General features: G+C 62.2%; 15 protein-coding genes. 1 reads left to right on the forward strand and 14 read right to left on the reverse strand.

Annotated elements, in window-relative coordinates; translation table 11 throughout:
* Nucleotides 1-25 precede the first annotated feature (25 nt).
* From NL154_RS30000 to ccoN, 14 genes are all read right to left on the reverse strand, one after another.
* The gene (locus tag NL154_RS30000) at nt 26-220 is read right to left on the reverse strand and encodes a hypothetical protein (protein ID WP_434734626.1); all 195 of its coding nucleotides are present in this window, start codon (nt 218-220) and stop codon (nt 26-28) included.
* Nucleotides 217-2,211 carry a heme lyase CcmF/NrfE family subunit gene (locus NL154_RS30005; protein WP_434734627.1) on the reverse strand — a complete coding sequence of 665 codons (1,995 nt, stop codon included), beginning with the start codon at nt 2,209-2,211 and terminating at the stop codon, nt 217-219. Before NL154_RS30005 ends, NL154_RS30000 begins: the two co-directional genes overlap by 4 nt.
* Nucleotides 2,208-2,690 carry a cytochrome c maturation protein CcmE gene (gene ccmE / locus NL154_RS30010; RefSeq protein ID WP_210633354.1) on the reverse strand — a complete coding sequence of 161 codons (483 nt, stop codon included), beginning with the start codon at nt 2,688-2,690 and terminating at the stop codon, nt 2,208-2,210. Before ccmE ends, NL154_RS30005 begins: the two co-directional genes overlap by 4 nt.
* Nucleotides 2,687-3,436, reverse strand: a complete 750-nt coding sequence (gene ccmI / locus NL154_RS30015; RefSeq protein ID WP_434734628.1) for a c-type cytochrome biogenesis protein CcmI — start codon at nt 3,434-3,436, stop codon at nt 2,687-2,689. The genes ccmE and ccmI overlap by 4 nt, the downstream gene beginning before the upstream one ends.
* 95 nt (nt 3,437-3,531) lie before the next feature.
* Complete coding sequence (locus NL154_RS30020) at nt 3,532-4,197, reverse strand: Crp/Fnr family transcriptional regulator (protein ID WP_210633549.1); 666 nt, start codon at nt 4,195-4,197, stop codon at nt 3,532-3,534.
* A 31-nt stretch (nt 4,198-4,228) separates the two neighbouring features.
* On the reverse strand, nt 4,229-4,387 hold the full coding sequence (ccoS, locus tag NL154_RS30025; RefSeq protein ID WP_210633356.1) for a cbb3-type cytochrome oxidase assembly protein CcoS: 159 nt from the start codon (nt 4,385-4,387) through the stop codon (nt 4,229-4,231).
* Nucleotides 4,384-6,666 (reverse strand): cation-translocating P-type ATPase, encoded by a 2,283-nt coding sequence (locus NL154_RS30030; RefSeq protein ID WP_434734629.1) that lies wholly within the window; start codon nt 6,664-6,666, stop codon nt 4,384-4,386. The genes ccoS and NL154_RS30030 overlap by 4 nt, the downstream gene beginning before the upstream one ends.
* Entirely contained in the window at nt 6,663-7,148 is a 486-nt protein-coding gene (locus NL154_RS30035) for a FixH family protein (RefSeq protein ID WP_210633359.1), read from the reverse strand. Before NL154_RS30035 ends, NL154_RS30030 begins: the two co-directional genes overlap by 4 nt.
* Nucleotides 7,145-8,713 (reverse strand): cytochrome c oxidase accessory protein CcoG, encoded by a 1,569-nt coding sequence (gene ccoG, locus NL154_RS30040; protein ID WP_221165539.1) that lies wholly within the window; start codon nt 8,711-8,713, stop codon nt 7,145-7,147. The genes NL154_RS30035 and ccoG overlap by 4 nt, the downstream gene beginning before the upstream one ends.
* A 171-nt stretch (nt 8,714-8,884) precedes the next feature.
* A complete protein-coding gene (locus NL154_RS30045) occupies nt 8,885-9,070 on the reverse strand; it encodes a hypothetical protein (protein WP_210633362.1) in 186 nt (61 codons plus the stop codon).
* A 110-nt stretch (nt 9,071-9,180) separates the two neighbouring features.
* The gene (ccoP, locus tag NL154_RS30050; RefSeq protein ID WP_210633364.1) at nt 9,181-10,044 is read right to left on the reverse strand and encodes a cytochrome-c oxidase, cbb3-type subunit III; all 864 of its coding nucleotides are present in this window, start codon (nt 10,042-10,044) and stop codon (nt 9,181-9,183) included.
* Nucleotide 10,045: 1 nt separating this feature from the next.
* Nucleotides 10,046-10,198: a CcoQ/FixQ family Cbb3-type cytochrome c oxidase assembly chaperone gene (locus tag NL154_RS30055; RefSeq protein ID WP_017969139.1), complete on the reverse strand. Its 153-nt coding sequence runs from the start codon at nt 10,196-10,198 to the stop codon at nt 10,046-10,048.
* Between the two features lie 8 nt (nt 10,199-10,206).
* A complete protein-coding gene (gene ccoO, locus NL154_RS30060; RefSeq protein WP_210633365.1) occupies nt 10,207-10,941 on the reverse strand; it encodes a cytochrome-c oxidase, cbb3-type subunit II in 735 nt (244 codons plus the stop codon).
* 8 nt (nt 10,942-10,949) lie between these two features.
* A complete protein-coding gene (ccoN, locus tag NL154_RS30065) occupies nt 10,950-12,572 on the reverse strand; it encodes a cytochrome-c oxidase, cbb3-type subunit I (RefSeq protein WP_221123597.1) in 1,623 nt (540 codons plus the stop codon).
* Between the two features lie 237 nt (nt 12,573-12,809).
* On the opposite strand from ccoN, the gene NL154_RS30070 reads away from it, so the two are divergent.
* On the forward strand, nt 12,810-13,541 hold the full coding sequence (locus NL154_RS30070; protein WP_210633375.1) for a Crp/Fnr family transcriptional regulator: 732 nt from the start codon (nt 12,810-12,812) through the stop codon (nt 13,539-13,541).
* Nucleotides 13,542-13,547: the final 6 nt, after the last annotated feature.

Raw genomic sequence — 13,547 nt, forward strand, 5'->3', positions numbered from 1 at the left:
CGTTGCCTCACTGATCATGATTATTCTAGAGATACGCTAGAGAGCGGGCGGTCATACCGCTTTGATCTTCGTCAAACTGTTCATGACCGCCGTCACATTCGCTCCGGGCGCGAGCCTCCAGCGCCGGATCGGCCAGCACCTCGTCGGGATTGACGGCGAAGGCGGAAACGGGTGCGAAGAACAGGAACACGGCGACGAGGAGACGGGAGAAATGCATCATTCCGCCGGCTCCATGGCAGGCGCGGCCGGTTTGGCCTTGACCTTTCTCCGCGGGGCGCCGACGCGCAGGCGCCGATCACTCAGCGAGACGAGGCCGCCGGCGGCCATGATCAAGGCGCCGCCCCAGATGCACAGGATGAACGGCTTCCACCAGATGCGCACGACGATGCCGCCGTCCTTGGTGGCGTCGCCGAGCGAGACATAGAGCTGGCTGAGGCCGAAGGTCAGGATGCCCGCCTCCGTCGTCGGCATCTGCCGGGCGGTGTAGAGCCGCTTGGCCGACCAGGTGTCGGCAATGGTGACACCGGCGCGCCGGATGGTGAAGTGGCCGCGCTCCTCGGTGTAGTTCGGCCCCCTGCCCGACCGCATGCCGTCGAACTCAAGGCTGTAGCCGCCGGCATCGACCGTCTGACCCGGCTTCATCTCGACGACATGTTCGCTCTGGAAGGTAGTGACGGCGACGATGCCGAGCACGCTGACGCCGAGCCCGGCATGGGCAAGCGCGGTGCCGAAGGCCGAGCGCGGCAGACCGCTCAGGCGCCGCCAGGCGATGGCGCCCGCCACCTTGCCGATGCCGGCGCGATACCAGAGATCGGCAATGGCGCCGAGGATCAGGAACAGGCCGGCCACCAGCCCAAGCACGGAGAGCACCGGCCCGCCATGCTGGAGATAGAAGAAGACGACCGCGGCGGCGAAGGCGAGAGCCGCGATGACATAGAGCCGCTGCAGGGCGCCGAGCAGATCGCCGCGCTTCCAGGCCAGCAGCGGCCCGAACGGCACGATGACGAGCAGCGGCGCCATCAAGAGGCCGAAGGTCAGGTTGAAGAAGGGCGGCCCGACGGAGATCTTGTCGCCGGTCAGCGTCTCCAACAGCAGCGGGTAAAGCGTGCCGGTCAGCACCGTGCCGCAGGCAACCGTCAGGATCAGATTGTTGAGGACGAGCGCGCCCTCGCGCGAGATCGGCGCAAACAGCCCGCCGGCCGCAAGCTTCGGGGCGCGCAGGGCAAACAGCGACAGCGCCCCGCCGATGAAGATCAGCAGGATGGAGAGAATGAAGACGCCGCGGGTGGGATCGCTGGCAAAGGCATGCACCGAGGTCAGCACGCCGGAACGCACCAGGAAGGTGCCCATCAGCGACAGCGAGAAGGTCAGGATGGCGAGCAGCACCGTCCAGATCTTCAGCGCCTCGCGCTTTTCCATGACGAGGGCCGAATGCAGCAGCGCGGTGCCGGCGAGCCACGGCATGAAGGAGGCGTTCTCCACCGGGTCCCAGAACCACCAGCCGCCCCAGCCGAGCTCGTAATAGGCCCAGTAGGAGCCCATGGCGATGCCTAATGTCAGGCAGGTCCAGGCGGCCAGCGTCCAGGGCCTGACCCAGCGGGCCCAGGCGGCGTCGATGCGGCCTTCGATCAGGGCTGCGACGGCAAAGGAGAAGCAGACGGAAAAGCCGACATAGCCGAGATAGAGCAGCGGCGGGTGGATGGCGAGGCCGATATCCTGCAGCACCGGATTGAGGTCGCGGCCCTCGGCCGGGGCCGGATCGAGCCGCAGGAAGGGATTGGAGGTCAAGAGAATGAACAGCGTGAAGGCGAGCGAGATCCAGGCCTGCACGGCCAGCACATTGGCCTTCAGCGTCTCCGGCAGGTTGGCGCCGAAGATCGCGACCAGGGCGCTGAACAGCGCCAGGATCAGCAGCCAGAGCATCATCGATCCCTCGTGATTGCCCCAGACGCCGGAATATTTGTAGATCAGCGGCACCAGCGAATGCGAATTCTCCCAGACGTTCTCGACCGAGAAGTCGGAGACGACATGGGCATAGGTCAGCACGGCAAAGGCAAAGGCGACGAGCGCAAACATGACCAGCGAGCCGACGCTCGCCACATCCATCATCGCCGGGTCATGGCGGCGGGCGCCGATCACCGGCACGATCGAGACGATCAGCGCCGTCGCCAGCGCCAGCACCAAAGCGTAATGGCCGATCTCGATGATCATGGCGTCGCCTTCGCCTCCTGTCCCTGACCGGCTCCCCCTTGGCCTTCCTGCCACAGCCCCTGCTGCTTCAGCTTGTCGGCCACCTCCTTCGGCATATAGGTCTCGTCATGCTTGGCCAGCACGGTGTCGGCAACGAAGACATTCGTGCCTGGTGTAAACATGCCTTCGGTGACGACACCCTGCCCTTCGCGGAACAGATCGGGCAGGATGCCGGTATATTGAACCTTCACCGCATTGGCGCTGCCGTCGGTGACGGAAAACTCCACCGTCGAACCGGCGCCGCGCACGACGCTGCCCGCTCCGACCAGGCCGCCCAGCCGGATGCGGGTCTCCGGCGCCACCGGCGTCTTGGCCAGATCGGCCGGCATGTAGAAATAGGCCACCGACTGGCTGAAGGCGAACATCACCAAAAGCACCGCCGCAAGGATGAAACTCATCCCGCCCGCGATCACCGCAAGGCGCTTCTGCTTGCGCGTCATCGCGAATCTCCTGCAGCTGTCATGTGAGGCTTCTGCCTCGAAGCGGCCAGCGGAACGCCGCCATTGGCGGAAATATGTTGGTTGACGAGCGGCAGCCACGCCGCGCCGGCAGGCGACAATTTCGCCAGCGCTTCGAAATCTGCCAGCGCCTCGGTGGTCCGTCCCGCCTGCTCCATGCCGACGGCGATGTAGAACAGCGCGCGCGGGTTTTTCGGTTCGAGCCGGAGTATCTGCCGCAGGATGTCAAGCGTGTCCGCGGTCACCGAACCTTGCGCTTCGATCATCAGGGCCTCGGCGAGGCCGCCCAGGCGATCGACGTCGGGTCCGAGGATCCGCAGCGCATTCCGATAAGCCGACTGTGCCTCGGCGATCCGGCCGGTCCTGAGGTAGACCGGAGCGATGACGTTCCATCCCCGCCCGTCATCGGGCTGGCTTGCGAGATGGCGTTCCGTCTTGGAAATGAGCATTGCGATATTGTGGCCGGGATCTTCCAGCCGCGCCTGCAGCGGCTGCGACGGCATGTCGGGCAAAAGCCGCCGCGCGATTTCGGCACGGGCATATTCGTCCTCGTTGCGAGGGAGTTGGCTCGTCTCCATGTCCCTGTCGAGGTCGACAAGCTGGTCCCGATAGACCCGGCATGCATCAGCCGCACCACTGTCGATCCGGGCAAGGCCCGAAGCAAACGGATGAAGAAGGGAAGCAATGACGGCAGTCGCGATGACCGCGAAAACAATCCAGATAAGCATGACGTCGAGGTGCCTTTCGCCCCGACCTTAGTGGAGCGGGCGATCGCCACATTGACGCCGGTCAAATTGCGGCGCTCTTTTCCGGCTTCCCGATGTCAGCACGCCTTCCGCAACTGGTCGACACTGTCGACCAGGACAATCTTGCCTCTGACTTCGACACCTGCAGGAACGAGCGCCGCGAATGCGCGCGAAAGGGCTTCGGGCGCAAGCCCCAGTTTGCCGGCCAGGATCCTCTTCCGGTAAGGCAGGCGAAATGTGGCCTGCGACGCCGAGGCCGGGCAACGGCTCACGAGGTAGTTCGCGACACGTTGCGCGGCCGTGTGCAGCCGGTCTCCTGCTATGCAATCCATCGCGCCGAGCAGATGTCGGGTCATGATTCGCATGACGTTGCGATGAATGGTGGGGTACCGCTCGGCGAGCGCCCGCAAGTCCGCAAGTTCGAACAGGGCCACCTCCGCTCCGTCGGCGGACCACGCGCCGTAGGCGTAGGTGCCGCCGCCCGACAGAAGATATTCGCCGAAGGTGTCGCCGGGCTCGCAGACGCAGATATCCGCCTCGCGCCCGGCGGACTCGGATTTGGAAAGTCGGACGAATCCGCTCATCACGCAATAGACGAACAACGCTGGCTGGCCTTCTGCGATGATCCGCTCATCTGCAGCGAATGTTTGAAACTGAGCTGTAGCGGCGAGCTCCTCTATCGTCGACTCGTGGAGGCCGTCGAACAGGTCAGACCGCAAAAGTATGGGATTTTTCGCAAGCATCGATCTTCCTCTCGTCTTGGTCATATGCGGCTCAAGATTTGTTGCGGTCGGTTTCGTCCTCGATGAGAATTCGCCAAGCGGCTCCTTCAAGGTCGTCATACTGGCCGCTCTTCAACGACCAGAGGAATGCCAGGAGGCCCATTCCCCCCATCAGCAGCGCGATCGGGATCAGATAGATCAGCATGTTCATGCGGTTTTGACCTCCCCGCCGGCTCGCGCTTCGGTCGGCATGGGGGAGTGTTTGCCGAAGGTATTCAACCGCAGCGCATTGGTTACGACGATGATCGATGATGTCGACATGGCCACCGCTGCGATCAGCGGCGTCGCCAGTCCGGCGATCGCGATCGGGACCGCCAGCAGGTTGTAGCCGATGGCCAGAACAAAGTTCTGCCGGATCAGGCTGGCGGATCGTCGCGCGACGGCGATCGCTTCCGGAACGGCATCGAGCCGTTCGTTGAAAAAGACGAGGTCGGCGGCCTGCCTGCCGATGTCGGATGCGGTGGCGGGCGCCATCGAGACATGCGCGGCGGCAAGTGCCGGCGCGTCGTTGATCCCGTCGCCGACCATGAGCACGCGATGGCCCTCGCCGCTCAGCCTCTGGCATTCCTCGACCTTCTGCTTCGGCGCCACTGCGCTCAGAGCCCTTCGAATACCGAGAGCCCGCGCCGTGTTGTCGACGACGGTTTGCCGGTCGCCTGATACCATCAGCGTTTCAAGGCCGGCGGCAGTGATATCGCGGACAGCCTCGGCAGCGCCGGGGCGAAGCGTGTCGTCAAAGAGGAAATATGCCAGTTCGGCACCGTTCTTCGACAGGACCACTTCCGAAAACGGCCTGTCGGCCGCGCCGGTCGTAGGGCCGGTTTCGCAGGCAAAGGCCCGATTGCCCAGCCGATAGACATCCGTTCCATTGCTGGCCTCCAGCCCCCCAGCGGGTATTTCCGTGACCCTGTCGAAGGAGAAGGAAGAAGCCTGCTCCATGTCCCGCAGCAGCGCCTGGGAAAGAGGATGCCGTGAATGCGCGGATAATGCGCAGGCGATGGCGGTATTGCTCGCGTCGGTCGCCTCGACCCCGACGAGGCGGGGCCGCCCCATCGTCAGCGTGCCGGTCTTGTCGAAGGCGACGATATCCGCCTCGGCCAGTCTTTCGAGCGCCGAACCGTCCTTGACCATGATGCCCTTGCGAAAAAGCTCACCCGCCGCGACCACCTGAACCACGGGAACGGCAAGGCCGAGCGCGCACGGGCATGTAATGATCAGCACCGCGACCGCGACCAGCATCGCCTGTTTCCAGTCGCCGCCGAAAAATCCCCAGGCGAGAAAGGAGACCAGCGCCAACAGGTGCACGGCCGGGGAATAGAGCGCTGCGGCCCGATCGGCGATCCGGCGATAGCGAGCCCTGCCGCCTTCGGCGGCTCCCATGAGGCTGATGATTTCCGATAGAAGGGAATCCCTCGCCACTTTCGTCGCCCTCAGGATGAGGGAGCCGGTCAAGTTCATCGCACCCGAATTCACCGCGCTGCCTTTGGCGACGGCGACCGGACTGCTTTCACCGGTGACGATGGAGAGGTCCACGTCGCTCTCGCCGTTGACGATCATGCCATCGACGGGGATGCGCTCGCCCGCCGCGATCGCGATGTCGTCACCCACCGCGATCTCTTCCACCGGAAGGTAGCGGCGCGATCCGTCCGGCATCATCAGCAGCGCCCCGCGCGGGGCCAGTCTTGCCAGACCGTTGATCGCCGCGCGTGCCTTTTCGCGCATTACGTGATCGAGGGTTCTGCCGATCAGCAGGAAGAACAGCAGCGAAACCGAAGCGTCGAACCATGCGTGTTCGCCGTGATGCACGGTCTCCCACAGGGAGACGGCATAGGAGAGCGTCACCGCGAGCGAGATCGGAACGTCCATGTTGGTGCGCCCGCGTTTCAAGGCGTTCCAAGCCGATTTGAAGAAGAAGCGCCCCGCATAGACCAGTGCGGGGGCCGCGATCATCGCCGAGATCCAGTGAAACATGTCCCGGGTCGCCGCGTCGGCGCCAGACCAGACCGACACCGAGAGCAGCATGATGTTGGCAGCTGCAAAACCAGAAACCCCGATCGCCAGCAGCAACTGGTTCCTGATTCGGTCGTTTTCAGGCGCCGCGGCTGTGAAGAGATGCGCGCGGTATCCAACCGCATTGATGGCTGCGAGGATTTCGGAGGGATCGGTCGCCTGCCTTTCGAATTCTTCCTGATAGATGCAGCTAACCCGGCGGGCAGTGAGATTGACCCGGGCCTTCCTGACGAAGGGAAGCGCCGACAGCGCTTTTTCGATGGTGACTATGCAGCCGCCGCAGTGGACGTCGGGGACACTGAGGTCGAGCTGATGCAATCCGGCCCCGAGCGGGTGGCTCGCCAGCCGGACTTCGTCGGCGCTGGCCGATGTCGCGCTGAGGGCGAGTACGCTTTCCGTATCCATGGTGCAGCAGGTCATTGGCCAAACTCCGCCGTATCGATGCGCTTCGCCTCGTGCATGACGACCACGCCGTTCCTTCTCGATATGGCCTCGACGATCCAGTCGCCGCCGGTCACCTCGTGGTCGGCTTCGAACCGGCCATCGCCGGTCCTCCGGAGCGTCAGGTGGAAGTCCTCGTGATCACCGACCGGTCTTTTGAAGTTCAGCGTGACATCGTCGATGATCGCAGGCGCGCCCTTGCCATCGTGGATGTCGTAGCGGATCGCGCGGCCCTTGACGGAGAGAGCGCCCTCGACGCCGGAGGCGGCCATCGCCTTCATCGCTGCCGCCTTGCCGTTGAATTCCTGACTGGCCACATAGGTGTTTTCAACGACCAGGCCGCTCCAGCTGGATGAGGCATAGAAGGCCATGGTGACGTTGACGGCAATCACGACGGCGAAAAATGCCGAGGTGGCGAGCAGCATGTGCAAGCCGGTAAAACCTCGAGTGGACGCCTTCATTTCACCTCTCCCGGTGCGTTGAACGCCGCGCGATAGGTCGCCCGGTCGGAATGGTCCGAATCTTCGATAACGAATAGGAATTCATTGATCTCGGCCCCGTCGGGCTTGCGCGTCACGAAGACCTTCAGCGTCGTGGCCGCGTCCGGTTCGGCATGGACCGTGAAGCTGCGGCCATCCTGCCTGCCGAACTCGGGAATGCGCATCACGCCGCCCTCGAGCCCGATGAGGGTGATGGTCACATCCCGCGGCGTCGGCACCATGTTGAGGACGCGAAGTGTGTAGCCGTTGCGGATGGAGCCGTCGCTTTCCAAGACATATTGGGGGTTGCGATCATGGACGACGTTGAGTTCGAGTCGTTCGCGGAAGGCAAGATGGATGACCATGGCGATGCCGATCGATGCCCAGACGACGGCGTAGAAAACGATCCTCGGACGAAAGATGATCCGCCAGTCGAAATGCCGGACCGCCGAGATGAAGCTTCCATCGGCGTTTCGGACATTGGAGGGCTGGATGGCGGTCCGTCCTCCGTCCGTCGCAAGCGACATGTTGCTCGAATATTCGCTGAGCGTCGCATAGGCGATCAGCCCGCGAGGTTTTCCCAGCTTGTCCATGACGCCGTCGCAGGCATCGATGCAGAGCGCGCATGTGATGCATTCCATCTGCTGACCGTCGCGTATGTCGATGCCCATCGGACAGACCGCGACGCAGGCATTGCAATCCACGCAATCGCCGACCGGCAGGCCCTTGGCCTGGGTTTTCTTGGCGTGGCGCGACCGCTGCTCGCCTCGCCAGTCATTGTAGGTGACGACAAGCGAATTCTCGTCCAGCATCGCGCCCTGAATGCGCGGCCACGGACACATGTAGGTGCACACCTGTTCGCGCATCAGCCCCCCAAGCACATAGGTCGTGGCTGTCAGGATGGCGATCGTTGCATAGGCGGCCGCAGGAGCGCCGCCACCAAACAGCGAAGCCGCCAGGCTCGGCGCGTCGGCAAAATAGAAGATCCACGCCCCGCCGGTGGCGGCTCCGATCAACAGCCAGATCGCATGCTTGATCAACCGCTTGCTGAGCTTGTCGAAAGTGAAGGGGCCGGCGTCGAGCTTCATTCGCGCGTTCCGGTCCCCTTCCATGGCGCGTTCGACGACGAGAAACAGGTCTACCCAGACTGTCTGCGGACAGGCGTAGCCGCACCAGGCGCGGCCGACCGCGGCGGTGACGAGAAAGAGGCCAAAGCCCGCCATGACGAGCAGGCCCGCGACATAGTAGAATTCCTGGGGCCAGATTTCGATGAAGAAAAAGAAGAAGCGCCGGGAGGAGAGGTCGACGAGAATTGCCTGATCGGGCGCGTAGGGACCGCGATCCCAGCGGATCCACGGCGCCAGGTAATAAATGCCGAGCGTGATCAGCATCACCATCCATTTGAACCGGCGGAATCGACCCTCGGCGCGCTTTGGGAAGATCTTCTTGCGCGGCGCATAGAGAGGCTGTCGGTTGCGCCGGGCGTTGACCGGCTCGACACTGACGCGCTCGATGTCATTCGGATCTGGGGCGGTGTAGAGATTCATGGAGACCTGTCCAGTGTTTGCCTGCCCTTGTCCCACCCGCGGCGCATCCGTTCCTTGATGCAGATCAAGAAATGACCTTTCGGAATGAAAAGGCCACGCCCCGGGGTAAGGGCGTGGCGGGAGGACAGCGGGGGAGAAACACCGCTGAGACGTCCTCGACAGGAGCTGAAATTATCGGCTCGTCTGCTTGTGATCCTTGAGGCAGATCAAGCTTACGATCGAATTTCCGATCTTTGCCGGATCCTCCTGTTCGGCCGACGGCGCCACCGCCTTGGCGCGTTCCGAAACGCGAGAGCGGATGATGGCGCGCGGCGTGCCATAGAGACCGAGGATGGGATTGTGATCGTGGACTGTCATCGTTTCTCCTTGGAGCATTTCCGTTTTCCTTGAATCACGGAAATGCTCTATCTCTTTGTTTTCTCGCCATTGCGGGCGCAAAACCGCCGCGCACTTTTGCTTGGGTTGCTCTAGGTTCCGCCGCCAAGCGAATGGACGAAAATGGTGAGCTCCTTGACTGTCGTGTCGCCCAAGCGTGCTGCCCAGGCAGGCATGACGCCATGTTTGGGAAAGGCGACCTGGCGGACGATGGCATCCTCGCCGCGTGCCTTCAGCCAAATCGCGTCGGCAAGATCCGGGGCACCCATTTCCGCCTTTCCTCTGGCATCCTCGCCGTGACATGCGGCGCAGTTATCGAGAAAGACCTTTTTTCCGGCTTCCGCGACTGTGGGATTCGAGGGCGCGTTGGTCAGCCCCCAGACGTAGGCGGCGACCTGTCGCATCTGGACAGGCTCCAGCACATCGGCAAAGGCCGGCATCTCGGAGGCGTGCGTTTCGGCATCCGAATCGAATCGGATCCCGTGGGCGATCGTCGTCTGGATGGCGCCCAAGTCGCCGCCCCACAGCCAGTCGTCATCGTTCAGGTTGGGAAAGCCGGGGCCGCCGCTCGCCCCCGAGCCATGACAGGGCGCGCAATTGACTTTGAATGAGGACGCACCGCCGGCAATTGCGAATTCACGGAGGGCAGGATCGGCGTCGATCTCCTGAACCGTCTTTGCAGCAATCAGGTCGTGAAACTGCGTCTGAGACGCCTTGGCCTGATTTAGATCCTGCTGCAGCTCCGCGCGGGTTGAGTAGCCGAAATAGCCTTTAGTGGCGGAAGTGATCATCGGGATAGCGGGGTATGCAATCGCATAGCCAACCGCCCAAAGTATGGTGGCGTAGAAGGTCCACACCCACCATCGGGGCATGGGATTGTTGAGCTCGCGGATGCCGTCCCATTCATGTCCGGTCGTTTCGACACCGCTGAATTCATCGATATGTTTTTCCGACATCTCAATCGTCCTTCAAGGGAATATCGGCGGCTTCTTTCGCCGTCTGCTTGCTGCCCGGGCGAAGGGTGAATACGACCACGCCGACGAAGAATGCCGCCATGGCGAGGAGCCCCCAGCTGTCGGCGAAGTGTCTCATTGCAGTGTAGGTTTCCATGGATCACCTCAACGGTAGCCGGACGCGTCGTCATAGGTCGAAAAATCGACCAGCGTTCCGAGCATCTGCAGATAGGAGACCAGCGCGTCCATTTCGGTCAGCCTGGTCGGGTCGCCGTCGAAATCGCCGACCTTAGCCTTCGGATAGCGTTCGAGGAGGGCCATCGTGTCCGCATTCGGATCGGCCTGAGCCTTCATGTCGGCCTCCGCATTCGCCAGCATGTCGTCGTTGTAAGGCACGCCGACGTCCTCGTTGGCCTTGAGGTCCATTCCGACGTCCTTGACGGTGACCTCCCGCTCCTTGAGGAAGGCGTAGCTCGGCATGATCGATTCCGGCACCACGGCCCGCGGATTTGCGAGATGCTGGACATGCCATTCGTTCGAGTAACGTCCGCCGACACGGGCCAGGTCCGGCCCGGTGCGTTTGGATCCCCACTGGAACGGATGGTCGTAAATCGATTCCGCGGCCAGCGAATAATGGCCGTAACGTTCGACTTCATCACGGAACGGCCTGATCATCTGGCTATGGCAGAGATAGCAGCCTTCACGGATATAGACGTTGCGCCCGGCGAGCTCCAGCGGCGTGTAAGGCCGCATGCCTTCCACTTTCTCGATCGTGTTCTGCAGATAGAACAGCGGTGCGATTTCAACGATGCCGCCGATGCTGACGACGAGCAGCGAGCCGACCAGAAGAAGCGTCGCGTTCTTCTCGAGGATCTTATGTTTATCCAATATCGATGCCATGTCTCACCTCATTCGGCAGGCTGTGCCTGGGGCACGAAAGTGGTCGGGATTGCGGCTTCGTCGCGCAGGTGGCCGCGGATCGTCATGAACACGTTCCAGGCCATGACGAGACCGCCCGCCAGATAAAGCGCTCCGCCGACCGCGCGCAGCACGTAGTAGGGGATCATCGCCGCGACCGTTTCGGCGAAGGAATAGACGAGAAAGCCCTGGGAATTGTATTCGCGCCACATCAGCCCCTGCTGGATACCGGCAACCCAGAGCACGGCGGCGTAGATCACGATCCCGAGGGTCGCGAGCCAGAAGTGCCAGTTGACCATCCGCAGGCTGTAGAGACGTTCGCGCCCCCACAATTTCGGTGTCAGGTAATAGATCGCCCCGAAGGTGATCATCCCGACCCAGCCCAGCGCGCCGGAATGCACATGGCCGATCGTCCATTCGGTATAGTGGCTGAGCGAATTGACCGTTTTGACCGACATCATCGGGCCCTCGAAGGTCGACATGCCGTAAAAGGCGATGGCGACGATCATCATGCGGATGATCGGGTCGGTGCGGATCTTGTCCCAGGCGCCCGAAAGGGTCATCAGGCCGTTGATCATGCCGCCCCAGGAGGGCATCCAGAGCATGACCGAGAAAACCATGCCGAGCGTCTGGGCCCAGTCGGGCAGCGCCGTGTAATGGAGATGGTGCGGGCCGGCCCAGATATACATGAAGATCAGGGCCCAGAAGTGGATGATCGACAGCCGGTACGAATAGACCGGCCGGTTGGCCTGCTTCGGCACGAAATAGTACATCATGCCGAGGAAGCCGGCGGTAAGGAAAAAGCCGACGGCGTTGTGGCCATACCACCACTGCGTCAGCGCATCCTGAACGCCCGAGAAGAGAGAATAGCTCTTGGACCCGAGGAACGAGGCCGGTACCGCAAGGTTGTTGACCACGTGCAGCATCGCGATGGTGACGATGAAGCCAAGATAGAACCAGTTCGCCACATAGATATGTGGTTCTTTACGCTTCAGGATCGTTCCGAGATAGACGGCGAGATAGGCGACCCAGACAACGGTCAGCCACAGGTCGACATACCATTCGGGCTCGGCATATTCACGCGCCTGGGTGATGCCGAGCACGTAGCCGGTTGCCGCCATGACGATGAAGAGCTGGTACCCCCAGAAGACGAACCAGGCGAGGCTGCCGCCGAAGAGACGTGCGCGACAGGTCCGCTGCACCACGTAGAAGGACGTCATGATCAGCGCGTTGCCGCCGAAAGCGAAGATGACCGCCGATGTGTGAACCGGCCGCAGCCTGCCGAAATTGAGATAGGGCGCGAAATTGAGGTCGGGAAAGGCCAGTTGCAGCGCGATAATGACGCCGACCAGGAAGCCGACCACGCCCCAGAATACGGTGGCGATCAGACCATAGCGGATCACGTCGTCGAAATAGCCGGACAGGTCGACCTTCCGCCGTTGGTCCGCCGGTGCGAAGTCGATCCTCCTGACAAGGAGCAGGGTTCCCGCAACCAGGCAGAAGCTGAGTATGCCCATATGGACCGCAAAGAGATGATCATGCGCGAATGCGGCTCCGAGCAGCGCTAGAAACGCCGCGACCGCGAGCATCATTGTTTCCACAGTATAATTCATGATGTCGTCCCCAGTGCAAAGACGACCGCCCCGCGGCCGGCTTTCTCGTAGTTCGGGGCAGGACTGTCACGAAGCCGGCGACGGCTCCTTGATCTACATCAACAAGGAGACTCCAAGCTGCGGATGGACCGCCGCTGTTACACATTGTTACACTCTTTCACCCTTTGGCACCGTCCGCTCATACGCGTGTGACGCAGCGGCTTTCTACTGCACCCACTGCCACGAGGGGACACGACGATGCTGATGCAGAACAACCACGCGTTCGAAAATGCCGAGCAAACGGGCGAAGCCATTAATGCCGGCCAATCGCTTTCGTCGCTTTTCCGGAGCTCGGCGGCGGAACCCGTCGCAGCCGGCAAGGCGATTTGCTGGGAGGGCGATCAGGCGAAGCATCTCTTCCAGGTGGAAGAAGGCGTCGTTCGCCTGCATCGCATCATCGGCGAAGGCCGCCGGGTGATCACCGCCTTTCATTTCGCCGGCGATCTCATCGGCGCATCCTTGCAGAACGATTTCATTTTCACTGCGGAGGCCGTCACCGAATGCAAGATCCGGCGCATGTCGCGCAAGAGCTTTCATGAAGAAGTCGCCCGTTCCGACGCCCTCGGCCCGGCCTATATCTCCCTGCTCTGCCAGGAGGCGGCCGCTGCGCATGAACAGATGGTGCTGTTGTCGAAAAAGAATGCCGAGGAACGCCTCTGCAGTTTCATCGTCAAGCTTGCATCGCGCCGCAACCCGCGGCCGCGCCAAGGGTTGGTGCGCGTTCCGATGAACCGCCAGGACATTGCGGATCATCTCGGCCTGACCATCGAGACCGTGTCTCGCACGATCACGAAACTGGCATCACGCAACATCGTTATTCCCGAGGGCAGGCACGACCTGAGGATCGTCAATCTCGCCCGCCTGAAACAGTTGTCCGGCGACGCAGATGATTTTACTGACGATTCCTGTCATAGGGTCAACCTGCACTGATGGAAC

The organism is Rhizobium sp. YTUHZ044 (genome assembly GCF_051123975.1).
Classification (GTDB): domain Bacteria; phylum Pseudomonadota; class Alphaproteobacteria; order Rhizobiales; family Rhizobiaceae; genus Rhizobium.